This is a genomic window from Cobetia sp. 10Alg 146 (assembly GCF_029846385.1).
GTDB classification, from domain to species: Bacteria; Pseudomonadota; Gammaproteobacteria; order Pseudomonadales; family Halomonadaceae; genus Cobetia; species Cobetia marina.
In genome coordinates this window covers 27,986-52,386 of the sequence record NZ_JARWKT010000012.1, presented here as the reverse complement: position 1 = coordinate 52,386, position 24,401 = coordinate 27,986, and the positions used below count along the sequence as shown (strand labels likewise).

Below are 24,401 nucleotides of genomic sequence, written 5' to 3'. Positions count from 1 at the left end.
AGCCGCGCATCATAACGTATCAGGCAGGCCCAGGTGTCCCTGATACAACCAATGGCGCACAAGACGTGGCACTGCCTGCCCGGCGCTTTCCGCCAGGGGATGCACGCCGGGCTCCGCCAGCTCATGGGCATTCGGGTCCACCAGCACGATGGGGGCATCCAACGGTGCCGCTGCATAGAGATTCGAGGCCGGCATCACCTTGAGCGAGGTCCCCACGATCAACAGCAGATCCGCTTCCGCCGCGATGCCTTCGGCGACGCCGTAAAGTGGCACTGCCTCGCCGAACCACACCACGTCAGGGCGCAACTGACTGCCCTTGTCACACAGGTCTCCCAGCCGAATGCCACCGCGCGGCAGCGGGTAGCGCAAGCCGTGGTCGACGCTCGAGCGTGCCTTGAGAATCTCGCCATGCAGATGCATGACCTCGCGCGAGCCGGCGCGCTCGTGCAGATCATCGATATTCTGGGTAATCACCGAGACACGAAAACCGGCCTGTTCAAGTTCTGCCAGTGCCTTGTGCGCCGCGTTGGGCCTGGCCCGCCGGACCTGGGCACGGCGATCATCATAGAAGCGCAGCACCTTCTGCGGATCACGCCGAAATGCCTGCGGAGTGGCGATCTCCTCCAGACGGTGCTCTTCCCACAGGCCATCTTCCGCACGGAAGGTGCGCAGACCGCTTTCCGCGCTGATGCCTGCGCCACTGAGCACGACCAGATGCCGACCATGGCGCGCGCCAGGATCCCTGAAACCTTCACTCATCCAACACTCTCTCTCGCTGTGAACTTGATCGTGACGTCCCATTGCCGAGCCTGGGGGCGCTTCCTGTCCAAACGCAAGCCTTCAGTCATCGATGAAGTCCTGGCTGCGATCGACCCCGAAACGTCGCTTGTTGCGATAGGGGTAGACATCGATCACCCGTCCCGCCGTGATGGCATCCTGCAGCCCCTTCCACCAGCTGGCCTGGAAGATTTCCGGATGCAGCTCGTAGAACAGCTTGCGCAGCCCAAGATCCGCGAACAGGAAGGGGCCAAATTCTTCCGGGAAGATGTCGTTCGGTCCCACGGAATACCAGGGTTCGCTGGCCATCTCCTGCTCAGGGTAGAGCGCTTCGGGAATCTCGCGGAAATTGCACTCGGTGAGATAGTTGATCTCGTCGTAATCATAGAAGACCACCCGACCATGACGGGTCACGCCGAAGTTCTTCAGCAGCATGTCGCCGGGGAAGATGTTGGCCGCGGCCAGCTGCTTGATCGCATTGCCGTAGTCATTGAGCACGGCGCGCGTCTCATCCTCATCACACTGCTCGAGATAGAGATTGAGCGGCGTCATCATGCGTTCGGTATAACAATGCCGAATCAGTACCTTGTTGCCGCGCAGCGTGATGGAGGAGCTGCAGACCTCCAGTAGCTCGGCCAGGCAGTCGGGATCGAAATGATCGCGTCCGACGGCGAAATTGGAGAACTCCTGGGTGTCCGCCAGACGGCCGACGCGGTCGTGGCGCTTGACCAGACGATACTTCTGGCGCACCTGGTCCCGGCTCATGTCCTTGCTGGGCGCAAAGCGATCCTTGATCAGCTTGAAGACCAGTCGATAGCTGGGCAGCACGAAGACCGCCATCACCATGCCTCGCACGCCCGGCGCGATGATGAATCGGTCGGTGCGACTGGCAACATGGTCGTTGAGGCCACGGAAAAGTTCGGTCTTGCCGTGCTTGTAGAACCCGATGGCAGCGTAGAGCTCGCCGATGGGCTTGTCGGGCATCAGTGTCTGAAGGAAGCCCACCACCTCACCGGGCACCTCGATCTCGACCTGGAAGTAGGCGCGGGTGAAGGAGAAGATGATCGAGACTTCCTCGGGCTCGATGATCACGGTATCGAGATAGACGCCGTCGCGTTCGGTATGCAGTACCGGCAGCACCAGCGGCAGCGTCTGCCCGCCGCCCTCGATGCGTCCGATGAGGTAGGCCCCCTTGTTGCGATAGAAGACGCTGCGCAGCACCTCGAAGGTGGCATCGGAGGCCTCACGCACCTCGGGTGGCAACACCTCGAGCAGCATCTCGGCGCCCAATGTCACGTCGCGCCCCTGATGTTCGAAGGCGATCCCCAGCGGGGCCTCGCTCAATACCGTGTCCAGCGCCCCTGCCCAATCACCCTCGACCGGCACACGGTGGCTGATGCTCATCCCGGAGTGGCGAGCTGGCGCCTGTCGGGAAGATGACACGAACATCCAGTCGTCCCGGATATGACGGTGGGAAAAGACACTGCAGAAGATGGAGTTGTAGAAGGTCTCGGCCAGCTTGTAGTCCAGGCGCTGATCGATCAGCGTCATGTAATGGCGTCGGGCCTCGCCCCACAGGGTGCATTCGCTCAGACGCTCAGGCTCGAAGGCGCGCGCCAGACGCTCCATGGTCGCGGCGACCTTCTCGTCATAGAGGTTGATGCGTGCCGCCGAGGCCTGCTGTGCCTCACGCCAGTCGGCCTCGATGAAACGCCGTCTGGCATCGCTGGAAATCTGCTTGAAGCGCGAGCGGTATTCATCAAAGCCATGCAGCACCGTCGCCGCCAGACGTTGGCCCTGCTGACCATTGCCACGTTCATCGACATCATTGTCCATCACCGCCCCCTGCCCTTGGGTCATCCGACATCCTCAGAGCATGCGGACAGTTGCCCCGTCAGGCGAGACGACAATGGTCGCGGGCCATCAACTGTCGATGACGTTCCACTCACGCACGCCAGCGCTGTCCCGCCTTACCATTTACGGATTACCGGCCCTGAAACGCACGACGCCACCTCGCGACAGGCGAGATGGCGTCGGGGATTCGCGGATGTCAGCAGGATCCGGGCTTAGAGCTCCCGGCCCAATGAGGCCGCAGTCTCGGAGGCAGCCTGAACACGGCGCTCGGCTTCGAAGAGGTCTTCTGCCATGCCGGCCTGCTCCGAGTCCATGTCCAGCGCATCGATACGCGTGGCCTGGAAGCGATCGCGCTTCTCATCCAGCCCCGCGAAGTCGAACAGCTCACGGTCCGCCAGGTGCGAGGGTGCCACGGAAGTGACGGCACGGAACATGGTCTCGAGCCGCCCGGGATGCTGCGTCTCCCAGTCCTGCAGCATCTCCTTGACCACCTGACGCTGCAGGTTCTCCTGGGAGCCACACAGGTTGCAGGGAATGATCGGGAACTGACGCGCCGTGGAATAGGCTTCGATGTCCGATTCGCGGCAATAGGCCAGCGGACGAATGACGATATGCCGCTGATCATCCGACAGCAGCTTGGGCGGCATCGTCTTGAGCTTGCCACCGAAGAACATGTTCAAAAACAGCGTCTCGAGAATGTCATCGCGGTGATGGCCAAGGGCGATCTTGGTCGCTCCTATCTCGGTGGCAAAGCCGTACAGCGAGCCACGCCGCAAGCGTGAACACAGCCCGCAGGTCGTCTTGCCCTCGGGCACCTTCTCCTTGACGATGGAATAGGTGTCACGCTCGAGAATGTGGTACTCCACGCCCACTGACTCAAGCCATGCCGGCAGCACGTGCTCCGGGAAACCGGGCTGTTTCTGATCCAGATTCACCGCCACCAGACTGAACTGGACCGGCGCATTGCGCTGCAGGTTCATCAGGATGTCCAGCATGGTGTAGGAGTCCTTGCCACCTGACAGGCACACCATCACCTTGTCGCCATCGCGGATCATGCCGTAATCCGTGATGGCGGTGCCGACATTGCGGCGCAGCCGCTTCTGCAGCTTGTTCAGCTCATGCTTGGCATCCGCTGCGTCATGCGTGCGGGAGGTGGCGTCAGTTTCAGGTGTGAACATGGGGCATCAGACAGGCAGTTTGGGAGGGCACACAGTCTAGCATCGGCCAGTGTCACGTCACAGAGGCGGACGGCCTGCCGCAATACGCAAGACGCCCGCAGTCAGCGGGCGTGGGGGGATTCGTGCAGATGACGGGAAGCGATCAGAACAGCCGCAGGACTTCCAGATAGCGGATGACCACTCCGCCCAGCATCACCATGATGCCGAAGCGCTGCAGTCGGAATTCGAGCGCGGTGAGCGCCAGCTTGCGAGACCAGAACATCAGTACTCCCCGGACATCCTGGGTACGACGGATGTAGAGGGAATAGGCAAACAGAACGATGGCAAGGCCAATGATCAATAACGTGTTGGTCGCGATCAGCATGTCGCACCTCGTGGGCAAGAACCCTGAATAGGCAAGAAAGGCAACAGCGCGTGGTGCCCAATCTGAAACCGGGCCTCAGGCAGGTGCCCAAGGCCCGGTGCCATCACCTGGCGTAGTGATGGCGATCCCGAGAGTGCATCCGTCATCGCGCAGGGCGAAGCGTTCACATCCCTCGGGCCTGACTGGGGCTGGCTGACAGCAGGTCTTCGTCGATCATGACCTCTGCACGCTGTCGCTACCCCGTTATGATTATCAAGCTGCTCGGTAATGCATCCTGCATGGCTGACCGTGTTGCTGGTCGGTACTGCACTGGCGTGTAATCCGGTTCGACAAGGGCTCGCGCATGCCTGTCACGATGAGAAAAAGCAGCGTGGCGTCGTCGTATGGAGCCAGTGTGGCCAAGCGGGTGATATCTTGCCATTGGACATTCCGGCAACAGACCTTGGTTTATTAGCCAAGAGGTTTAACAACGACAAGGCCATCAATCGCAGGGCCATCTATCGCAAGGCCATCAACCACAGAGTCATCAACCACAGGCTCGTCGCCCGGGCGACGCATGGACCAGGTGGTTCAGGCTCATGAGCCTGAACAGGCATCGTGACGTGGCACGACTTGAGTGACCGGCAGCATCAGGCGCTGCGCCATCATGGCGCTGGTCACGGCATCCCCCAGCGCAGTGTGCCGCCCGATCACCGGCACCTGCAGCGCCTCGGCCATGGCCTCGAAGCGCAGGTCCGGCGCGGCCTCGGGCTGAGCGTGACGACAGCGCTTCAGGTAGTCGCGCGCGAGATCATGACGCAGATTGGGCAGGTCGAAGCCGAAACGTGGCCGCAGGTGGCGATTGATCACCGCGACATCAAAATCGATGCACCACCCCACCAGCGGGCGATTGCCGATGAAGGCCAGCAACTGGTGCAAGGCGTCGCCGAGCGCCTCGCCACCATGCAGGTCGATTCCGCGCAGGCGATGAATCCGGATGGAGTCACCGCGCAGGCCTTCCGGACACTGGAGCTGCAACGACAGCGCGCTGGCCGTCCTCACCCGGCGCGCATCGAAACGTACCGCCGCCAGCGAGACCAGCTCGGCACGCTCGACATCGAGACTGGTGGTCTCGCAATCCAGTGCCACCCGCTCTCCCTCATGTTCACTGGCGTGCCAGGGTCTGAACAGCTCGGCAAACTCGCCATGCCCATGGCGGCGGCGGTCTGCCGCACGACGTAGCTGCTGGAACATGCCATCTCCTTGCGGCGCTCGGCCGCGCGTCAGTAATCCAGGTGATAACGATGGGTCAGGCGCTGCTTGAAATCCTTGACCCGACTCAAGGCATCGCGCAGCAGGTCCCGCTCCAGCGAAGACAACGACTGGGTGATGATGAGATTGGCACTGGCAGTGCTGGCGTTACCCCGTGCCTCGGACAGCTCTTGCTCAGCGTGTCTGCCAGCGTTGGCCGGCGCCTCCTCGAGATGCCGCAACTGCTGACGCAGACGCAGTTCGGAGAACAGCGACAGGGCCTCAGACAGATCTTCGCTGTCGCTGGCCTCGATACGCCCCTCCTCTACCAGCGCCTCAAGACGCGCAAAGGTGCCGGTCGCCATCACGCCACGCTCCAGCGCCATGGTGCGTACCCCATGCACGATGGGAAAGATGCCGCCCTTCTTGATGTCGATGCCATGGCGGGGTGAGCGCAGTGAGCCGAACAGCGTCAACGGCGTCGAGAACCGCAATGCCGGGCGCGCGAAGTGCGACAGCAGCAATTCATCACGTCGGGCATGCTGCACCAGGTGTTCGCGCAGACTGTCGACCAGCTCGGCATTGCCACCGCTGGCGCGTGCATCGAAGACGATGGCTAGATTCATCAGCGCCTCCCCATCGCGTCCGGCACACCAGCGCGCCACCTTGCCGCGCCAGCGGGATTCGGTCGCGACCCACTCTGGATTGGAGACCATGATGTTGCCCGGACACGGTGGATAGCCGAGGCGTGCCAGGGTAGCGCTGAAGGTCTGCATGGCGTCGCTGCAGTCTGGCCATTGATGTCCATCAGCGAGAATCAGCCCGTTGTCCTGGTCGGTCTTGAGCATCTGCTCGCCACGCCCCTCACTGCCCATCAGCATCAGACAGCAGGAGACTCGGTGCTGCTCTTCCACCAGCAGGGCGAAGGTGCGCTCGATCAGACGTCCATTGAGGGCGCTGAGCAGTGCCATGGCATGGCGCAGATGCGCGCCCTGGAGAACCAGCGCGCGGACCAGCTCCGGCAGGCGAGCACTGGCCAGCGCCAGCGCCTCCAGATCCGCCGCGCGCTCGATCTCGAGACTGACCAGCTGGCTACGATTGGAGAAGAAGCCCAGCACATCGGTCAGCTCGATGACTCCGACCACCTTGGCATCGGCAGCGATCGATTCCTGCACCACCACGCGGGCGACCCGATGACGCGTCATCTGGACCAGTGCCTGGAACAGATAATCCTCGGCGGTGACCGCCACCAGCGCGAAGGTGCCCAGAGGGGCGAGACGATGCGTGGCAGGAAGTCCCTCCAGCACCAGTGCGTTGAGCAGATCGGTGCGCGTGACCACGCCACAACGGCCCTGTACCTCGATGATCAGACTGTCAGCACCAGCCTCTCCCATGGCCTTCACGCCTGCCTCGATGCTGCTGCTGGCTGGCATCACCAGTGGCGGACGCATGCAATCCATCACCCTCGCCAGCATGAAGCCTGTCTGGTCCCGGCTGCTGCCGAGTCGGGTGTCCCGATACGCCGCGAGCAGCCGGGCCTTGTCACGCAGGCTGTGCTGGAAATACTCCTCGAACCCGGGATTGTCTTCACACAGCTGATGGAAGTGGTCGGCCGGCAATTGATAGCAGAGCGTTTCCTGCTCGCAGACGAAGCGTGTCCGGCATTCGCCATTGAGCAGGGTCAAGGCCCCGAACAGATCTCCCTTGCTGTAATGCCCGATGCGCAGACTCAGCCAGGCGTCGTGACCCTCACGTCGCGCCTGCTCCAGGGTGGCGGTGTCCGGCAATGGCGTTTCTGCCGCCAGCTCGACCACCTCGCCCTTGTGGATGATGAAGAGCGCCTCTCCCACCGCTCCCGGTATCAGCGGTTGCTCCAGGGCCGCGAAGTACTGCAGGTCGACGTTCTCGGCCAGGCGTGCCCGGCTGCGCTCATCCAGCAGGCTGAACGGCGGCTCGCCGAACGGAATTTCGACTAATGTGGCTTGCATGACACGACTCCACTGGCTCCCCGCCCCGAAGGGCACGGATCATCAAGCCATGAGGCCCCGCCTGCGAATGCACGACGGGGCCTCGGGATATGTAGGGCCTGACCCGCAGACCGAGAGGTCAAGCGGGCCAGGCGCTGTCGTCAGGGATCAGTGATCCACTGCCGTTCCTGCCCCGCGCGGCACGCGGATGTCCTCGACGATATGCTGGATGTGCTCGGGCGGCGGCGGTGTCACCTTGCAGACGACGACCGCGACGACGAAGTTGAGCACCATGCCCAGCGAGCCGATCCCCTCCGGCGACACGCCCAGCAGCCAGTACTCCGCCGTGTTGAGCTCCGGCGAGATGAACTTGAAGTAGACGATGTAGCTGAAGGTGAACACCAGCCCGACCAGCATGCCCGCGATGGCGCCTTCCTTGTTCATGCGCTTGGAGAAGATCCCCAGCAGGATGACCGGGAAGAAGCTCGAGGCCGCGAGACCGAAGGCAAAGGCCACCACCTGCGCCACGAAGCCTGGCGGATTGATGCCGAAGTAACCGGCGATCACGATGGCCACCGCTGCCGCCATGCGAGCTGCCATCAACTCCTGTTTCTCGGTGATGTCTGGCTTGAAGGTCTTCTTGAGCAGGTCATGCGAGATGGCCGAGGAGATGACCAGCAACAGCCCCGCTGCCGTCGAGAGCGCCGCCGCCACGCCACCTGCCGCCACCAGCGCGATGACCCATGCCGGCAGGTTGCCGATTTCCGGGTTGGCCAGCACGATGATGTCGCGGTCGATGTAGACCTCGCTCTCGTTGTCGGTGGGCGTGTTGCTCACCAGACGCTGACCATACTCACCACGAGCGGCCTGGCTGTCGGCGTCGCCTTCATAGCTCGGCTTGCCCGCGAAGGGGTCACCGCCGCGCATCTGGATGATGCCGTCGCCATTCTTGTCGACCCAGCCGATCAGACCGGTGTTCTCCCAGTTGTAGAACCAGCCCGGCAGTTCCTCATAGGCTGTCTCGTTGACGGTCTCGACCAGGTTCACCCGCGCAAAGGCACCCACGGCCGGCGCAGTGGTGTAGAGCAGTGCGATGAAGAACAGCGCCCAGCCAGCGGAGATACGTGCATCCCTGACGGTCGGTACCGTGAAGAAGCGCACGATGACGTGCGGCAGACCCGCGGTCCCGCACATCAGTGCCGCCGTGATGAAGAAGACATCGATGGTGGATTTGGAGCCTTCGGTGTACTCGCGGAAGCCGAGGTCGGTCACGACCTGATCCAGCTTCTGCAGCAGATAGACGCCGGTATCGTTGCCCTGTGCATCCACCAGCGTGCCGCCGAAGCCGGTCTGAGGCAGCACGTGTCCGGTCATCATGATCGACAGGAAGACGGCCGGTACCAGGAAGGCGAAGATCAACACGCAGTACTGCGCCACCTGGGTATAGGTGATCCCCTTCATGCCACCCAGAACGGCATAGAAGAAGACGATCGCCATGCCGATGACGACACCGACGTTCACGTCCACTTCAAGGAAGCGCGCGAAGACGATGCCGGTGCCGCGCATCTGACCCGCGACATAGGTGAAGGAAATGAAGATGACACAGACCACCGCCACGGTACGTGCGACGCTCGAGTAATAACGGTCACCGACGAAATCCGGCACCGTGAACTTGCCGAACTTGCGCAGATACGGTGCCAGCAACATCGCCAGCAACACATAGCCACCCGTCCAGCCCATCAGATAGACGGAGGCGTCATAGCCCACATAGGCGATGATGCCCGCCATGGAGATGAAGGAGGCGGCAGACATCCAATCCGCAGCGGTGGCGGCCCCGTTGGCGATGGGGTGGACCCCTCCGCCCGCCACGTAGAATTCCTTGGTAGAGCCGGCACGCGACCACACCGCAATGCCGATGTAGAGCGCGAACGAGGCGCCCACGAAAAGGTACGTCAGTAATTGAACATCCATTGGCGTTGTCCTTGGCGATATCGATCATCTTGTTGTCGTGAGAGATGAAACGCTCAGTCCTGTTCCTTTCCTGCAGAGCCGTCGCTGTAATTCATCGCAGACCTGACCACGGAAGCGGTTCAACACCGCTCATTGCTCGTGGAGGTCGAAGCGTTCATCCAGCTTGTTCATCGAACGGGCGTACAAGATGATCAGCGCGAGGAAGAAATAGATCGCCCCTTGCTGAGCAAACCAGAAACCGAGTTTGAAACCGAAGAACTGGATATTGTTGAGGACATCCACCAACAGGATTCCGCATCCATAGGACACGACAAACCAGATCACGAGATACCCCATGATCAGTCTGATATTGGCGGCCCAATACGCCTTGGCATTCTCTTCCTTCATGACGGAGTTCTCGCATTGTTATTGTGATTGGCGAGAGACCCATCGGCGATGAACCGATGAATGGTCTCCATTGACTGAATCATTCGTCCTCATGGAGTGAGTGATATTCCCTGCGTCTTGCGTTGCTTATCAGGAAACTTGGCGACTCGCTTCTGACAGTAGCCAAGGGGCCAGCTCATCGCAGGCTGACTTTAGTCGAGAGCATGAGCATCCGCTTGAAGACCTCATGACGCCTCTCATCAACTCCTTAAATAACAGATACTTGAAAGATAAACTAAAGACGCACTCCCTTGGTCTATTGGCCAAATGAGTAACGAAACACTCTCATGACGCGTCGGCAATGATGGCGAGACGGCCCCGCTCTTTCGTCATGTCACTGAAAGAAAGCGGCGCAATTTTCTGCCGGAGACACCTCAGGCCGGGTGAGAACGGACGAGCGAGAGCAGACATCTTGTCGTCTGATGGCCAGGAGGAAGCCCTGAGCGGCCTGCAAGGCTTGGGACTCATGGCCGGGCCTGCGTAGAATGGCGCTTCCAGAGAGGAGAGCAACATGTTCCAGGGGTGGTGGCTAATCGCAGTGGCGCTGGGCTATATCGCGGTACTGTTCATGATTGCGTGGCGAGGGGATCGCAACGCCAAGAAGCACGGGTCGGCCACTCGCCGACCGGCAGTCTACAGTCTGGGGCTTGCGGTCTACTGCACCAGCTGGACCTTTTACGGCAGTGTCGGCCAGGCCGCGACCAGTGGCTGGAGCTACCTGAGCATCTTCATCGGGCCGATCCTGACCTGTCTGCTGTTCTGGCCGATCCTCTTGAAGATGATTCGCGTCGCCAAGCGACAGAACATCACCTCGATCGCCGATTTCATCGCCTCGCGTTACGGCAAGACGCAGTCACTGGCCGTGTTTGCCTCGCTGGTGGCACTGGTCGGCACCCTGCCCTACATCGCCCTGCAGCTGAAGGCGGTGTCGAGTGCCTATCAGGTACTGACCGACACCAGTGACGTCACGCGCACTGCCTGGCTGGGGGATACCGCCTTCTATGTCGCGGCGGTGATGGCGATATTCGCCATCCTGTTCGGCACGCGGCATACCGATGCCACCGAGCACCATGTCGGCCTGTTGCAGGCCATCGCCTTCGAATCTCTGGTCAAGCTGATCGCCTTTTTGACGCTGGGCGCCTATGTCACCTGGGGCATGTTCAATGGCCTGGGGGATCTTTTCACCAAGGCGGACACCTATCTGGAGCTCCAGCAACAGCTCGAGAACCAGACCTTCGGCTCCGGCTTCTGGGCCCAGACATTGCTGGCGATGCTGGCCATCTTCTGCCTGCCGCGCCAGTTCCATGTCGCGGTGGTCGAGAACACCCACCACTCGGATGCCCGCCGCGCCCGCTGGCTGTTCCCGATCTATCTGATCGCCATCTCCTTCTTCGTGCTGCCCATCGCCGCCGCCGGCCTGACGATGTTCCCGGATGGCTCGGTGTCACCGGACAGCTTCGTGCTGGCACTGCCGATGGCGGCAGATCAGACCTGGTTGACCCTGCTGACCTTCATCGGGGGCTTCTCGGCCGCGACCGGCATGGTCATCGTCGCGGCGGTCGCGGTCTCGATCATGATCTCCAACGAGATCGTCATCCCGCTGCTGTTCCGTTTGCGCTGGTTCGATACCGAAGCCCGCGACTACAGTCATATCGTGCTGCTGGCCCGCCGCCTGACCATCGTGATGATTCTCGGCCTGGCCTACGGCTTCTATCTGCTGATCGCCGAATACAGCACGCTGTCAGCCATCGGGCTGCTGTCATTCGCCGCCGTGGCCCAGTTCGCGCCCTCTCTGCTGGGCGGGCTCTACTGGAAGCGTGGCAATCGCCTGGGGGTCATCGTCGGCCTCAACCTCGGCTTCGCCGTCTGGGCCTGGACCCTGCTGGTTCCGGCACTGGCCCAGGCAGGCCTGATGCCCGCCGACATGGTCAATTACGGTCCGCTCGGCATCGACTGGCTCTCGCCGCATGGCCTGTTCGGCTTCCGCTTCAGTGACCCGCTGACCCACGGCGTGATGCTGTCTCTCGGCCTCAACCTGTTCGGCTATATCTTCGTCTCGCAGATGACGCCGCAACGCGTGGTCGAGCGCATCCAGGCATCCTTGTTCGTCGATAGCGTCGAGACGCGTCAGACCAGCGTCTCGCGCCCGTGGACCGGCTCTACCTCCGTCTCGGACCTGCGCGTACTCTGTGAGCGCTTCCTGAGCCATGAGCAGGTCGAACGCGCCTTCGAAGATTACGCACGCCGCAGCGGCCAGCCGCTGGAACTCCACGGGCGCGCGTCAATCGACCTGATCCAGTTCACCGAGCGCTTCCTGGCTTCCGTGCTCGGTGCCTCCTCGGCGCGGATCGTGGTCAACTCCGCCCTGCAGGGACGCGGCATCGGTATCTCGGATGTCATCTCCATCGTCGATGAAGCCTCACAGGTGCTGGAATTCAACCGCGCCCTGCTGCAGGCCACCATCGAGAACATCCACCAGGGCATCAGCGTGGTCGACCAGCACATGCGCCTGGTGGTGTGGAATCAGCGCTATCTGGACATGTTCCGCTTCCCTGACAACCTGATCCGTGTCGGCGCCCCGATCGATCGCATCTTCCGTTACAACGCGCACAATGGTGAATATGGTCCGGGCGACCCGGAAGAGCATGTCGATCAGCTGCTGGACGCCATCCGTGACGGCGAGCCACATCGCTACGTGCGCTATCGCCAGGACGGCACCGTGATGGAGATCCAGGGCAACCCGATGCCCGGCGGCGGCTTCGTCTATACCTACCAGGACATCACCCAGCAGAAGCGCACCGAAGAGGCGTTGATCCGCTCGGAAAACAACATCCGCATCTACACCGACAACGTGCCGGCGCTGATCGCCTACTTCGACAAGGAGTGTCGTTACCTCTTCACCAACCGCGCCTATGAAGCGGTGATGGGCATCGACCGTACCGCCGTCATCGGCGAGCCGGCCGAGGCGGCGATGCCTGAAGACATCTATCGCCAGCGCGCCCCCTGGATGACGCGCGCCCTGGCGGGGGAACGCGTCTCCTTCGAGATCTCGCTGGAAGCCCCCGAGGGCGGCGTGCGTTACATGCTGGTGACCTATACGCCCCACTTCAGCGGCAAGGGCAACATCCTCGGCTTCTTCGCGCTCTATCAGGACATCACCGAACGCCGCCTGGCCGAGATTGCCCTCAAGGAAACCAACGAGAATCTGGAAGAACGCGTTCGCGTGCGTACCCAGGAGCTGTCACAGGTCAACGAGGCATTGCGTACCGAGAACCGTGTACGTGCGGAAGCCGAGCAGGCACTGCGTCAGGCCAAGCAGCTGGCCGAGGATGCCAACGCCTCCAAGACGCGCTTTCTGGCCGCGGCCAGTCATGACCTGCTGCAACCCCTGAATGCCGCGCGCCTGTTCACCTCCGCTCTCGCCCAGCAGGTGGAAGGCGAGATGAAGACCACCACCAATCACATCGACAACTCGCTGCAGGCCGCCGAGGAGCTGCTCAGCACCCTGCTCGACATCTCCAAGCTCGATGCCGGCGCGCTGGCACCACGTCGCAGCGTGTTCCGCCTGTCGGATATTCTCAAGCCGCTGAAGGCCGAGTTCGAGGTGATGGCGGAAGACCGAGGGCTGGACCTGAAGGTGGTGATGACCCAGCTGGCGGTGGATTCTGACGGCCAGATGCTGCGGCGCATTGTGCAGAACTTCCTGTCCAACGCCGTGCGTTACACCCGTCAGGGCCACGTACTGCTGGGCTGTCGCCGCCTGGGGGATCGCATTCGCATCGAAGTCTGGGACACCGGCCCCGGCATCCCCGAGTCCAAGCTGACCGAGATCTTCCAGGAATTCCGGCGTCTCGATCAGAGCGAGCGTCACAAGGAGAGCGAGAAGGGGCTGGGGCTGGGCCTGTCGATCGCCGAGCGCATGAGTCGCGTGCTCGATCACCCGATCACGGTGCGCAGCTGGGTCGGTGTGGGGACGGTCTTCGCGGTCAGCGTCCCGATCAGCAAGACACTGCCGGCCGCTGAACAGCCGGATGCCGTCCCGGCCCGCAAGCGCGCCGGCAACAAGCTGACCGGCACCCGCGTGCTGTGCATCGACAACGAGAGCCTGATTCTGGAAGGCATGAAGGCGATGCTGTCCGGCTGGGGCTGCGAAGTCTTCACCGCCACGTCCATCGGTGGTGCCAAATCCGTGATTCGCAATCTGGATGGTGATCCGGATGCCATCCTCGCCGATTATCACCTCGACAATGAAGTGACCGGTCTGATGGCGCTGGATGCTCTGGATGAACGCCTGGCAGGCTCCGTGCCCGGCATCGTCATCACCGCGGATCGCACTGACGAAGTCGCCGAGGAGGTACGCCGTGCCGGCTATCACCTGCTGCTCAAGCCGGTGCGTCCGGCGGCGCTGCGCGCACTGCTGACGCGTACCCTGCAGGCCAATCGTGCCGAGAAGCATGCCAGCGGTACCTCGGATGAGACAGGCGGAGCCCCGGAGAACGGCGATGGCTGATCGCGGGTGAATCGCGCAGCGCCTGTGAACGAGCAGGCGCTGTATCCGCAAAAAGCCCGCCCTGTCAGTGACAGGGCGGGCTTTTGTCTTTCCGAAGCAGGATCATGCTCATCGAACGGGATGCATCATCCCGTCAATCACAGCGACTTCAGGAGCGAACCTTCGGCGGCTCGACTTCCAGACGCTGCGCCGCGATGACGGCCTGGGTGCGGGAATGCACGCCAAGCTTGCGCAGAATGGCGGTCACGTGCGCCTTGATGGTGGCCTCGGACACATTCAGCTCATAGGCGATCTGCTTGTTGAGCAGGCCTTCCGTCAGCATGTTGAGCACGCGGAACTGCTGCGGCGTCAGCGAGGCGATCGCTTCGGCAAAGCGGGACTCATCTTCGCTGGACTCGCCCATGGCTTCGGCGATGTCCGTCGGCAGCCAGACTTCGCCTTCGAGAATCTCGCCGATCGCCTCGGCGATCACATCCAGACTTGCGGACTTGGGGATGAAACCGGAAGCGCCATAGTCGATGGCGCGGCGCACCACGTAGGGCTCCTCGCTACCGGATACGACGGCGACCGGGATATCCGGCGTCTGACCACGCAGCTGGATCAGGCCTGAGAAGCCATGGGCTCCCGGCATGTGCAGGTCCAGCAGGATCAGATCAGCATCGGGGTGGCGGGCAACGATATCGTTGGTCGCGTCCATGCTGTCGGCTTCGACAATCTCTGCCTGTGAGGCCACTTGCCTGAGTGCCTGCGTCAGTGCGGCACGAAAGAGCGGATGATCGTCTGCAACGATGAACTTCTGGGCAAAGGCCATTGAGTCTCCTCCAAAACCCCGATGGTGATCATCACCGACCTTCCTGGCCGGTCAATGATCGCCGTTATTTTCTGGCATGTTACCCCATGGAACGCGCGTTTAACAAAGCAGCCCACCATCGGGAGACATACTGATGTTTCGCTCGGGGAACACGAGTATCGCACGGATTGCCCAATGATGAGTGGACAATGCACAAGTGAATTCTGACAGCATCCTGCGGATGGAGAGTCAGACCACCCTAACCGCAACGCGACTCGCATGCCAACCGACCAGTGCCACACCGGCAATCAGCAGGAAACCCATGAGGCTGGCAGCGTCCGGCACTTCCCCCCAGATCGCCCAGCCGGCCAATGCGGAGAACACGATGGTGAGATAGGAATAGATCGACACTTCCCCCGCGGGCGCCAGCCGATAGGCCGTGGTCATCAGGATCTGGCCACCGGCCGCGAAGACCCCGATCCCCAACAGGGCCAGTGCCTGTGGCGCACTGGGCATCACCGGATTCATCAGCATCGGCACCAGGGTGACGATGCTGGAGACCAGCGAGAAATGTAACACGATTGTCGCGGAAGCCTCACGCCCTCGCAGCGCCCGAATCAGCGTGTAGGCAGCGCCGGCCAACATGGCCGAGCCCAATCCGACCAGCGCCGGAAACAGTGCCTCCACACCTCCCTCGGCGAACGCCAGCTGCGGCTTGATGACCAGAGTCGCCCCCACGAAGGCAATCAGCATGCCTACCAGCCGCCAGCCGCCCAGGCGCTCTGCCAGAAACATGCCGGCAAACAGCATCACGAAAAACGGCGACAGCTTGTTTAGGATAGTCGCATCCGCAAGCAGCAGGTGATCGATGGCGTAGAAAAAGCTCATCACGCCGCCAAGCCCGATCAGCGAGCGCGCCAGCAGCAACGGCTGATGGTGCCAGTGTCCCAGCAGACGAGCGCCCGCCATGCGTACCATCACGACGGCAACCACCAGGCTTACGAGGTTGCGCACGAAGACCTTCTCGAACAGCGGCAAGTCACCGCTCAACTTGACCATCGCCCCCATCAACGCGAAGGAGATCGCCGACAGGCACATCAGCACGACAGCGCGTGGACTGTTCTCGCCCTCGGTGGATGACGATGATGAAACCTGTGAGGAAGTGGCGGGCTGAGACGTGGCGCAGGATGCATCCGACTTGCCTGCTGACATGGGGGGCTGCCTTGATCATGAAGTGAATGAGGAAATGCTCAGGGAGGCCATCAGGCCCACCTGTCGCATGCGGGTTGTCGCATCATTATCAAGTCAGCCGCTCATCGATGGCCAACCTTTCCTGCTTCAGACACGGCCAGAATGTGCACGAGACAGACACTCACGAAACAGGCACCCACGAAACAGGAGCGCATGACCCGGACGCACACGAAAAAAGCGCGGGAGCCAGGCTCCCGCGCTTCGCTGTCGCGACGTGTCTCGTCAGGCCTGCATGGCCGCCATCCGACGAGTTCAGCGGTTGGCGCGATGCTCGATCAGATCATCCACCACCGTCGGGTCCGCCAGCGTCGAGGTATCCCCAAGACCGTCGGTCTCGTTGGCGGCGATCTTGCGCAGGATACGCCGCATGATCTTGCCGGAACGCGTCTTGGGCAGTCCCGGTGCCCACTGGATGACATCAGGTGACGCGATCGGCCCGATGTCCTTGCGCACCCACTGGGTCAGGGTCTTCTTGAGCTCATCGCTTGGCTCGATGCCATCATTGAGCGTCACGTAGATGTAGATCCCCTGCCCCTTGATGTCGTGGGGATAACCGACCACCGCGGCTTCGGCGACCGCCTCATGCGCGACCAGCGATGACTCGATCTCGGCCGTGCCCATGCGGTGCCCGGAAACGTTGAGCACGTCGTCGACGCGTCCGGTGATCCAGTAATACCCATCCTCGTCACGGCGGCAGCCATCGCCGGTGAAGTACATGCCGGCATAGGTGGAGAAATAGGTCTGCACGTAACGCTCATGGTTGCCCCAGATGGAGCGCGCCTGCCCGGGCCAGCTGTCGAGAATCACCAGATTGCCTTCGGTGGCTCCCTCGAGAATGTTGCCCTCGTTGTCGACCAGCGCCGGCTGCACGCCGAAGAACGGCAAGGTGGCGGAACCCGGCTTGAGATCCGTGGCACCCGGCAGCGGCGCGATCATGATGCCGCCGGTCTCGGTCTGCCACCAGGTATCCACCAGCGGGCAGTTGCCCTTGCCGATCACGCGGTGGAACCACTCCCATGCCTCAGGATTGATCGGCTCACCCACCGAGCCGAGCAGGCGCAGGCTGTCGCGGGAACTGGAGTCCATCACGCCATCGCCGTGTGCCATCAGCGCGCGCACGGCAGTCGGGGCCGTGTAGAGAATATTGACCTGATGCTTGTCGACGATCTCCCCCATGCGCCCGTGAGTCGGATAGCTGGGCACCCCCTCGAACATCAGCGTGGTCGCGCCGTTGGCCAGCGGTCCATAGACGATGTAGCTGTGCCCTGTCACCCAGCCGACATCCGCCGTGCACCAGTAGATGTCGCCATCGTGGTAGTCGAAGACGTAACGATGGGTCATGGCCGCATAGAGCAGATAGCCGCCCGTGGTGTGCTTCAGCCCCTTGGGCGTGCCGGTGGAGCCGGAGGTGTAGAGAATGAACAGCGGGTCTTCCGCGCCCATCGCTTCTGCCGGGCAGTCGCTGGACTGACGGTCGACCAGCTCGTGGAACCACAGATCACGACTCCCCCAGTGCACGTCACCCCCGGTACGCCGCACCACCAGCACGTGGTCGACGCAGTCGGTGCCATCGCGCTCCAGCGCATCGTCGACATTCTCCTTGAGCGGCACTCGCTTGCCACCGCGCAGCGATTCATCGGCGGTGATCACGATACGCGAGCTGGAATCGGCGATCCGTCCTGCCAGCGCGTCCGGCGAGAAGCCCCCGAAGACCACCGAGTGCACCGCACCGATACGGGTACAGGCCAGCATCGCCATGGCCGCTTCGGGGATCATCGGCATGTACAGGGTGACCACGTCACCACGCCCCACGCCCAGTTCCTTGAGGCCATTGGCGAACTGGCTGACGCGCGCATGCAGCTCGCGATAGGTGATCGACTGGGACTCGCTGGGGTCATCCCCTTCCCAGATGATCGCCACCTGGTCGCCACGCTCCTGGAGATGACGATCCAGGCAGTTGTGGGCCACGTTGAGCTGACCATCCTCGAACCAGCGCACATCGACATTCTCAGGGCCGAAGTCGGTACTGCGTATTACCGAGGGCGCCTTGAACCAGTCCAGCGACTGCGCCTGCCCGGCCCAGAAATCCTCGGGTGCCTCGACAGACTGCTGATACATGGCCTGGTAGCGCTCACGATCTACCCATGCACGGGCGGCAACATCAGGCTTGACCGGGTGAACCTTGGCATCTTCGCTCATTGTTGTTCGACCTCTGGAAGTTGGCGGGCGACACGCCTCGGGCTGCCTCATACGACACGGGTACGCTGCGGACGAGTCATGGCTAGTCCGTTTCAGCTTAAACCCAAGCATGGGGGGGCCACACACTAGACCTTGGTAGACAATTTTTTCCCAATAATTTCAACTATTTATCAACAAATAACACCAAGGTCACAGCGACTTTCGCCGCAGAAAACCCGCACTCCAGAGGGACTGAGCGCGCCACGGCGGCATTGAAAACGGGAGGCAGGACTGCACGGAAGGCGATGACAGGCATCATGGATCGCTCAATGGCCCCTTGAGCGCTTTCCCGCACTGCCGGCATCGGTAACGCTGCCCACGAAGCGCATTGGCATGTCGACGATGACTCAGATAGTGCGGAGTCTCGCAATCGCATCCGTAGGCCCAGGGCATCGGACTCGCGCGGGAAACATCCATGCGGTGGGTCACCTCAGGTGCGACACCATAGAGATTCGTCATGACCTGCTGCCACTCCGGGCCATGCGGCTTGACCCGCTGGCCGCGCGCGCGCTCCACCACTTCCATCACCACCCAGTGCGCCACCTCATGAGGGACGGTCTGGCTCAGGAAGTGATGGCGGTTCTCGCACAGCAATTGCCAGTTGAAGCGCAGGCGCTGGCGCGCCGGTTCGGCTGTCCCGGCAGTGCGTCCCCTGAGACGACAGGACACGGCGGGCATGCGCATCTCGGGATAGTGCGCACGTGCGCGCGCCAGACAGGCCAGCACACGGGATTGCAGCATGGCATGCAGTTGCGGCTCGCTGAGGGCATCCAGTGTCTGCTCATCGGCCAACGGCAGGGGGTCGGCGACCGCATCACCGAGACACGCCAGCACATGGTCGACGGGAAAGCGATATCGACTGACGACACTGCCATCCACGGCGGGCGCGACACGGGAACAAGACATGAGACGACCCCTTGATGCCAGACGATCGAGGTGAACGGCAACCGCTGAAGAAAGTGGAGAATTCGACGATTCAGGGGCTTTCGTGGCGACGAAAACCCCTGCCACGAGATGATACACTAGCCACATTCGCAGTGGCCGCGACGCCCTGCCCGACTTCTATCCCGCATGTGAGACCTTCCCCATGGCCGAGCCTGTCCAGACCCAGCCGTTGCTGGATGATGAATCCCTCGACATCCTCGATGAGTTCCTTGAATCCGACCTGGTCGGCCCGGAAGCCCTCGACATCATCAGCGCGCATGGCTTCATGCTGGCACTGGCCATCGCACCACGCGAAGTGCCTTCCAGCCTGTGGCTGCCGGAGCTGTTCCAGGGGCAGCCAGCCTATGAAAGCCCCGAGCAGGAAGCCCAGGTGGTCGCACTGTTCGAGCAGATGCGCGCCAATGCCATCGACGCCCTCGAGCACGGTATCCTGCCTGAGCTGCTGTTCGAGCTGGAACTCGGTGGCCTCGACCCCGTCGAGACGCCGATCGGTGACTGGTGTGCAGGCTTCATGGAAGGTGTCTTCATGGACGAGGAAGCCTGGTTCGGGACCCAGGAAGAGACCGCGGCCGAGCTGCTGCTGCCCTTCATGGCCATCTCGGGCGTATTCGACGATGAAGACCCGGAGATCGGCGAGCTGATCGCCGACCCCGTCGGTGCCCAGCGCTTCGTCAACCAGCTGCCGGAACTGCTGCTGGATCTCTACCTGCTCTATCGCGTGCCGCCGGAAAGCCCCAAGCCATCACCGCGCCGCAAGGGAGCCGCAACGCCGGGCGCCGCGGGCATTCCGCGTGGCAAGCATGCGGGCGGCAAGGGCAGTGGCAAGGGCGGCGCGAAGAAGCCTGCTGGCAAGGGTGGCGGCAAGAAGCGCTGAGCCCCCGCCATCCCCCTCTTTGCGCCGCGCAGCGCCAGACACGACAACGCCGGACGCCCCTTGGGGTCGTCCGGCGTTGTCGTTTCACGAAGCAGTGTCTGACATCCGTGAACTGGCTAGCGCAGCCGCGTCACCAGGCTATCCAGGGTGCCATAGCCCCACTCGCGACAGCGTTGCGCCAGAGAGCGTCGCTGCCAGGCAGCCCGGGTGATCTCGACGCTGCGCGCGAAATGCTGCTCGAACAGCGCAGCCACCTCCGCCGCGAAGCGATGGTCCTGCACCTCCTGATTGGCCTCCAGATTCCATTGCAGGCTCCAGTGATCGAAGTTGCATGACCCCAGCGTGACCCAGTCATCCGCCAACGAGAACTTGGCATGCAGAAAGCGCGGCTGGAATTCATGGATCCGCACGCCCGCCTTGAGGAGACTCGCATAGAAACGCTGCCCCGCAGAACGCACGCCGGGATGGTCGTGATGCTGTCCCGCGATCAACAGCTGCACATCGACGCCGCGCCGAGCCGCCCGCTTGAGGCGTCGACGCATGCTGAAGGTCGGCACGAAGTAAGGCGTGCAGATCCACAGCCGCTTGCGGGTGCTGCTGGCCTGATGCTGGAGCGAGTGGCGAATCGCCTGATAACGAAATCCATGGCCCCAGACGACACGCCCGCGCATCCCCAGATATCCCGTGACGACGTTGACCGCATTGATGTTGACGCTGCGCACGGCCTCACGACGCCCCTGCCCCTCGCTGGCAGCGGAATCCCAGACCCGCGCGAACAGCCTGACCCAGTCACGGATACAGGGCCCCTCGATGCGTATCGCCACTTCTGACCAGGCCTCGGCAAACTCATCGACCGCGCCGAAACCACCGGTGAAGCCCACCTCGCCATCCACGACCAGCAGCTTGCGGTGATCCCGCGTCAGGTTGCGACCGAACCGCCACCAGCGAATCGGGTTGTAGAAGCGCAGGGCGATGCCGGCCTCGGTCATGCGCTGGCGATCCGCCTCCTCGAGCCCCAGCGAGCCGAAACCATCCAGCAGCACCAGTACATTGACGCCACGCTGGCACGCAGCGCTCAAAGCCTCGATCAGGACCCGACTGAGGTGACCGCTTTCGGCCAGATACAGTTCGAGCAGTATCGAGTGACGTGCGCCTTCCACCGCCTCCAGCATGCTGGGCAGAAAGCGCGCCCCCTCCGGCAGCAGGGTAAATCGATTGCCTGAACGCCACATTCCGAGCATGACATGCCTCCCGTCGCTCCCGCACTGGGCAATGACAGCCGATATCGGCGTCATCGAACAGAATGCGTATAATGATCAATATCATGCATGCGGCGACCCAACGTCGATATCCTCGGATCGCCACTCCCGCATCCTGTGAGTCAACGCAAACGATCCTGCTTGTGACAGCGTCTCACCATCGAACTTTTCGAGTACACCTGCGAGGCTCCGCCATGTCGCCCGTCACCCTGTTATTGCGCCCTCTGCGCAACCTCAGCCGCCGTCTGCTGGACAAATGGGTGGAGCTGCGCGCGGTGGAACCCGACATCAACGCGCTGGACCACAGTGCCCTGAATCTCGACCCCGACCTGCCGGTGGTCTACGTCTTCCCCTATCAGGCGCTCTCCGATGAACTGGTGATCGAGCAGCTTTGCGAGGGGCGTGGCCTGCCGTCTCCCACTCTGCCCTTGAGCATAGGCGACATGCGTCTGAGTCACTCGCGGTTGCGCCTGCTGCGTCACTCACGCAAGGGCAAGGGCCTGCTTTCCCGACGACTCGCGCAGCTGATCGAGGCACTGGAGAACGCCCCGGATGAGGTCGAGGTCCAGCTGGTACCGGTCAGCGTGTTCTGGGGGCGTGCGCCGGGCAAGGAATTCGGCTTCTGGAAGTTCATCTCCGCTGACAGCTGGCGTGTCACCGGGGTATTGCGTCGCGCCATCGCCATCCTCGTGCATGGTCGCTCGGTGGATGTGCACTTCGGCCAGCCGCTCAAGCTCCACGAGGTGCTGCGCGAAGGTCCCGAGGATCAGGCGCTGGCGCGCCGGCGCATCGCTCGGCTGCTGCGCGTGCACTTTCGTCGCGTGCGCACCCGACTGCTGGGGCCGGACCTCTCGCATCGCCACACCATGATCCGCAATCTGCAGAAGGCGCCCGCCGTACAGGACGTGATCAGCGAGCTGGCCCGCGACCAGAACCAGCGTCCCGCGCGTCTCGAGAAGCGCGCGTTGAGATACGGCCGCGAGATCGCCTCCAACATGGGCTATCCCGTGCAGCGCTTCCTGGCTCACGCCCTCAAGCGCTTGTGGCACAAGCTGTATGACGGCATCGAGATCCGCGGCATGTCGCGCGTCAAGGCGATCGCCGGGGACTGCGAGCTGATCTATGTGCCCTGCCATCGCAGCCATATCGATTATCTGCTGCTGTCCTACGTACTGTTTCACGAAGGGCTGATGACGCCGCACGTGGCAGCCGGCAAGAATCTCGACATGCCGGTGATCGGCCCGATCCTCCGGCGTGGCGGCGCCTTCTTCCTGCGCCGCAGCTTCCGTGACAATCGCCTCTATGGCGCGGTCTTCGATGAATATGTCCACCAGCTGATCACCCGCGGGCACCCGGTGGAATACTTCATCGAGGGTGGACGCTCACGCACGGGACGCATGTTGCCGCCACGTCCGGGCATGCTGGCGATGACGCTGCGTTCCTTCCTGCGTGACACGCGCCGCGAGGTCGCCTTCGTCCCGGTCTACATCGGCTACGAGAAGGTCTTCGAGAGCCTCAGCTATCAGCGTGAACTGTCGGGCGCCAGCAAGAAGAAGGAGTCGCCGCTGGATCTGATTCGCGTGCTGGGGCAGCTCAAGCAGCCCTTCGGCAAGGTCTATCTCAACATTGGCGAGCCGCTCAAGCTGGGAGCCTGGCTGGACGAGACCACTCCCGAGTGGCAGGCCAGTCGCCACCAGCGGCGCCCGGAATGGCTGACCAGTGCCGTGCCGCGACTGGGCAACGAGATCGCCACGCGCATCAATGCCGCCGCGGCCCTCAACCCTGTCTCGCTGTCGGCGCTGGTACTGCTTTCCACCGCACACCACGCCATCGAGTCCAGCCTGATGCAGCGCCAGCTGGCCATGCTGGTGCGGCTGGCCGGCAAGCTGCCTGGCCGGCAGGACCACAGCCTGCCCGAAGGCACGCCGGAAGAATGGATCGCGCACTGCGCGCATCTGGGGCTGGTCACCCTGCGCCCCCAGCACCTCGGTGAGCTGGTGATCGCCACACCGGAACAGGCCAGCCTGCTGACCTGGTACCGCAACAACGTCCTGCATCTGCTGGCGCTGCCGGCACTGATCGCCTTCGCCTTCCGCAACACCGCCCAGTACACCCTGCAGGCGCTGGATGAGCAGATCAGCCCGGCCTGGCCCGTGCTGGTACGTGAACTGTTCGTGCCGGAAGCCCCGGAGCTGAAAGGCGATATCGCCGCCACCCTCGCGCTGCTCAGCGACGAGGGCCTGCTGGAGCACCAGCCGGCAACCGAGAACACGCCCGAACGCTGGTCGCGTCCGGTCGCAAGCCAGGAATCCTCCGAGCAGCTGCGGCTGCTGGCCCAGCCGGTCCAGCCGACGCTGGAGCGCGGCTACCTACTGATCGCGGCCTTGCTGCAACACGGCAGCGGCACGCTGGATCGCGAAGCCCTCGAGACCCACTCCGGCGCGCTGGCAGAGCGGCTGACGCTGCTCTCGGGCCTCAACGCGCCCGAGTTCTTCGACAAGCGACTGTTCCGTGGCCTGCTGGATACCCTGCTGGAGCTGGACTTCATCTGGCTGGACGACAACCGTCTGTGCTTCGGCGAAGCGCTGGAAGACCTGCAGACCCGTGGGCGCGACCTGTTCGACCCGGCATTGCGCCATCGCTTGCAGCATGTGCGCCTGCGCGATACGCCGGACACGCCAGAGGACAATGCTGACTCGGCTGACGAGCCACGCTGACAACGGTGCCACGCCATCCCTTCGCATGAACGACAGGACCCCGCTCGCGG

At 62.6% G+C, this 24,401-nt stretch carries 17 protein-coding genes; 4 read left to right on the top strand and 13 right to left on the bottom strand.

What is annotated here, in order from left to right:
• Positions 1-9: 9 nt before the first annotated feature.
• The 4 genes from QD172_RS16600 to QD172_RS16585 all read right to left on the bottom strand — a co-directional run bounded on the left by QD172_RS16600 (position 10) and on the right by QD172_RS16585 (position 4,173).
• Positions 10-759, bottom strand: coding sequence for a Sir2 family NAD-dependent protein deacetylase (locus QD172_RS16600; RefSeq protein WP_077380110.1), 750 nt, complete (start codon positions 757-759; stop codon positions 10-12).
• Between the two features lie 81 nt (positions 760-840).
• Complete coding sequence (gene aceK, locus QD172_RS16595; protein WP_077380112.1) at positions 841-2,613, bottom strand: bifunctional isocitrate dehydrogenase kinase/phosphatase; 1,773 nt, start codon at positions 2,611-2,613, stop codon at positions 841-843.
• A gap of 230 nt (positions 2,614-2,843) precedes the next feature.
• Complete coding sequence (gene ttcA / locus QD172_RS16590) at positions 2,844-3,809, bottom strand: tRNA 2-thiocytidine(32) synthetase TtcA (RefSeq protein ID WP_279856314.1); 966 nt, start codon at positions 3,807-3,809, stop codon at positions 2,844-2,846.
• Positions 3,810-3,951: 142 nt separating this feature from the next.
• Entirely contained in the window at positions 3,952-4,173 is a 222-nt protein-coding gene (locus QD172_RS16585; RefSeq protein WP_077380116.1) for a hypothetical protein, read from the bottom strand.
• A gap of 267 nt (positions 4,174-4,440) precedes the next feature.
• Between QD172_RS16585 and QD172_RS16580 the strand changes: the two genes are divergently transcribed.
• Complete coding sequence (locus QD172_RS16580) at positions 4,441-4,755, top strand: hypothetical protein (RefSeq protein ID WP_279856313.1); 315 nt, start codon at positions 4,441-4,443, stop codon at positions 4,753-4,755.
• Here QD172_RS16580 and QD172_RS16575 read toward each other — a convergent pair.
• The 4 genes from QD172_RS16575 to QD172_RS16560 all read right to left on the bottom strand — a co-directional run bounded on the left by QD172_RS16575 (position 4,750) and on the right by QD172_RS16560 (position 9,728).
• Entirely contained in the window at positions 4,750-5,406 is a 657-nt protein-coding gene (locus QD172_RS16575) for a 3'-5' exonuclease (RefSeq protein ID WP_077380118.1), read from the bottom strand. The two genes, QD172_RS16580 and QD172_RS16575, sit on opposite strands and share 6 nt — an antisense overlap.
• Before the next feature lie 29 nt (positions 5,407-5,435).
• Positions 5,436-7,391, bottom strand: a complete 1,956-nt coding sequence (locus QD172_RS16570; protein WP_279856312.1) for a DUF294 nucleotidyltransferase-like domain-containing protein — start codon at positions 7,389-7,391, stop codon at positions 5,436-5,438.
• Between the two features lie 147 nt (positions 7,392-7,538).
• On the bottom strand, positions 7,539-9,341 hold the full coding sequence (locus QD172_RS16565) for a sodium:solute symporter family protein (protein ID WP_077380122.1): 1,803 nt from the start codon (positions 9,339-9,341) through the stop codon (positions 7,539-7,541).
• A gap of 129 nt (positions 9,342-9,470) precedes the next feature.
• Complete coding sequence (locus QD172_RS16560; protein WP_077380124.1) at positions 9,471-9,728, bottom strand: DUF4212 domain-containing protein; 258 nt, start codon at positions 9,726-9,728, stop codon at positions 9,471-9,473.
• Positions 9,729-10,278: 550 nt separating this feature from the next.
• On the opposite strand from QD172_RS16560, the gene QD172_RS16555 reads away from it, so the two are divergent.
• On the top strand, positions 10,279-14,277 hold the full coding sequence (locus QD172_RS16555) for a NahK/ErcS family hybrid sensor histidine kinase/response regulator (protein WP_141392099.1): 3,999 nt from the start codon (positions 10,279-10,281) through the stop codon (positions 14,275-14,277).
• 148 nt (positions 14,278-14,425) lie between these two features.
• Here the strand turns inward: QD172_RS16555 and QD172_RS16550 are convergent, their stop codons facing one another.
• The 4 genes from QD172_RS16550 to QD172_RS16535 form a co-directional block, all read right to left on the bottom strand.
• Complete coding sequence (locus QD172_RS16550; RefSeq protein WP_077380128.1) at positions 14,426-15,088, bottom strand: response regulator transcription factor; 663 nt, start codon at positions 15,086-15,088, stop codon at positions 14,426-14,428.
• 228 nt (positions 15,089-15,316) lie between these two features.
• Entirely contained in the window at positions 15,317-16,279 is a 963-nt protein-coding gene (locus tag QD172_RS16545) for a DMT family transporter (RefSeq protein WP_279856311.1), read from the bottom strand.
• A 291-nt stretch (positions 16,280-16,570) separates the two neighbouring features.
• Entirely contained in the window at positions 16,571-18,517 is a 1,947-nt protein-coding gene (gene acs / locus QD172_RS16540) for an acetate--CoA ligase (RefSeq protein ID WP_279856310.1), read from the bottom strand.
• A gap of 294 nt (positions 18,518-18,811) precedes the next feature.
• Positions 18,812-19,462, bottom strand: a complete 651-nt coding sequence (locus QD172_RS16535; protein WP_279856309.1) for a SprT-like domain-containing protein — start codon at positions 19,460-19,462, stop codon at positions 18,812-18,814.
• 181 nt (positions 19,463-19,643) lie between these two features.
• Between QD172_RS16535 and QD172_RS16530 the strand changes: the two genes are divergently transcribed.
• Positions 19,644-20,375 (top strand): YecA family protein, encoded by a 732-nt coding sequence (locus QD172_RS16530; protein ID WP_077380132.1) that lies wholly within the window; start codon positions 19,644-19,646, stop codon positions 20,373-20,375.
• 116 nt (positions 20,376-20,491) lie between these two features.
• Here the strand turns inward: QD172_RS16530 and QD172_RS16525 are convergent, their stop codons facing one another.
• Positions 20,492-21,616, bottom strand: a complete 1,125-nt coding sequence (locus QD172_RS16525) for a phosphatidylserine/phosphatidylglycerophosphate/cardiolipin synthase family protein (protein ID WP_084207890.1) — start codon at positions 21,614-21,616, stop codon at positions 20,492-20,494.
• A 212-nt stretch (positions 21,617-21,828) separates the two neighbouring features.
• On the opposite strand from QD172_RS16525, the gene plsB reads away from it, so the two are divergent.
• Complete coding sequence (plsB, locus tag QD172_RS16520; protein WP_141392096.1) at positions 21,829-24,351, top strand: glycerol-3-phosphate 1-O-acyltransferase PlsB; 2,523 nt, start codon at positions 21,829-21,831, stop codon at positions 24,349-24,351.
• Positions 24,352-24,401 lie beyond the last annotated feature (50 nt).

What these genes read in the sequence shown, in the direction of transcription:
- QD172_RS16560 (WP_077380124.1), bottom strand. Translation starts at nt 9,728, where the DNA reads ATGAAGGAAGAGAATGCCAAGGCGTATTGGGCCGCCAATATCAGACTG.
- QD172_RS16585 (WP_077380116.1), bottom strand. Translation starts at nt 4,173, where the DNA reads ATGCTGATCGCGACCAACACGTTATTGATCATTGGCCTTGCCATCGTT.
- QD172_RS16530 (WP_077380132.1), top strand. Translation starts at nt 19,644, where the DNA reads ATGGCCGAGCCTGTCCAGACCCAGCCGTTGCTGGATGATGAATCCCTC.
- QD172_RS16575 (WP_077380118.1), bottom strand. Translation starts at nt 5,406, where the DNA reads ATGTTCCAGCAGCTACGTCGTGCGGCAGACCGCCGCCGCCATGGGCAT.
- QD172_RS16545 (WP_279856311.1), bottom strand. Translation starts at nt 16,279, where the DNA reads ATGTCAGCAGGCAAGTCGGATGCATCCTGCGCCACGTCTCAGCCCGCC.
- QD172_RS16525 (WP_084207890.1), bottom strand. Translation starts at nt 21,616, where the DNA reads ATGCTCGGAATGTGGCGTTCAGGCAATCGATTTACCCTGCTGCCGGAG.
- QD172_RS16565 (WP_077380122.1), bottom strand. Translation starts at nt 9,341, where the DNA reads ATGGATGTTCAATTACTGACGTACCTTTTCGTGGGCGCCTCGTTCGCG.
- QD172_RS16600 (WP_077380110.1), bottom strand. Translation starts at nt 759, where the DNA reads ATGAGTGAAGGTTTCAGGGATCCTGGCGCGCGCCATGGTCGGCATCTG.
- QD172_RS16580 (WP_279856313.1), top strand. Translation starts at nt 4,441, where the DNA reads ATGCATCCTGCATGGCTGACCGTGTTGCTGGTCGGTACTGCACTGGCG.
- QD172_RS16550 (WP_077380128.1), bottom strand. Translation starts at nt 15,088, where the DNA reads ATGGCCTTTGCCCAGAAGTTCATCGTTGCAGACGATCATCCGCTCTTT.
- QD172_RS16555 (WP_141392099.1), top strand. Translation starts at nt 10,279, where the DNA reads ATGTTCCAGGGGTGGTGGCTAATCGCAGTGGCGCTGGGCTATATCGCG.
- QD172_RS16570 (WP_279856312.1), bottom strand. Translation starts at nt 7,391, where the DNA reads ATGCAAGCCACATTAGTCGAAATTCCGTTCGGCGAGCCGCCGTTCAGC.
- ttcA (WP_279856314.1), bottom strand. Translation starts at nt 3,809, where the DNA reads ATGTTCACACCTGAAACTGACGCCACCTCCCGCACGCATGACGCAGCG.
- plsB (WP_141392096.1), top strand. Translation starts at nt 21,829, where the DNA reads ATGTCGCCCGTCACCCTGTTATTGCGCCCTCTGCGCAACCTCAGCCGC.
- aceK (WP_077380112.1), bottom strand. Translation starts at nt 2,613, where the DNA reads ATGGACAATGATGTCGATGAACGTGGCAATGGTCAGCAGGGCCAACGT.
- QD172_RS16535 (WP_279856309.1), bottom strand. Translation starts at nt 19,462, where the DNA reads ATGTCTTGTTCCCGTGTCGCGCCCGCCGTGGATGGCAGTGTCGTCAGT.
- acs (WP_279856310.1), bottom strand. Translation starts at nt 18,517, where the DNA reads ATGAGCGAAGATGCCAAGGTTCACCCGGTCAAGCCTGATGTTGCCGCC.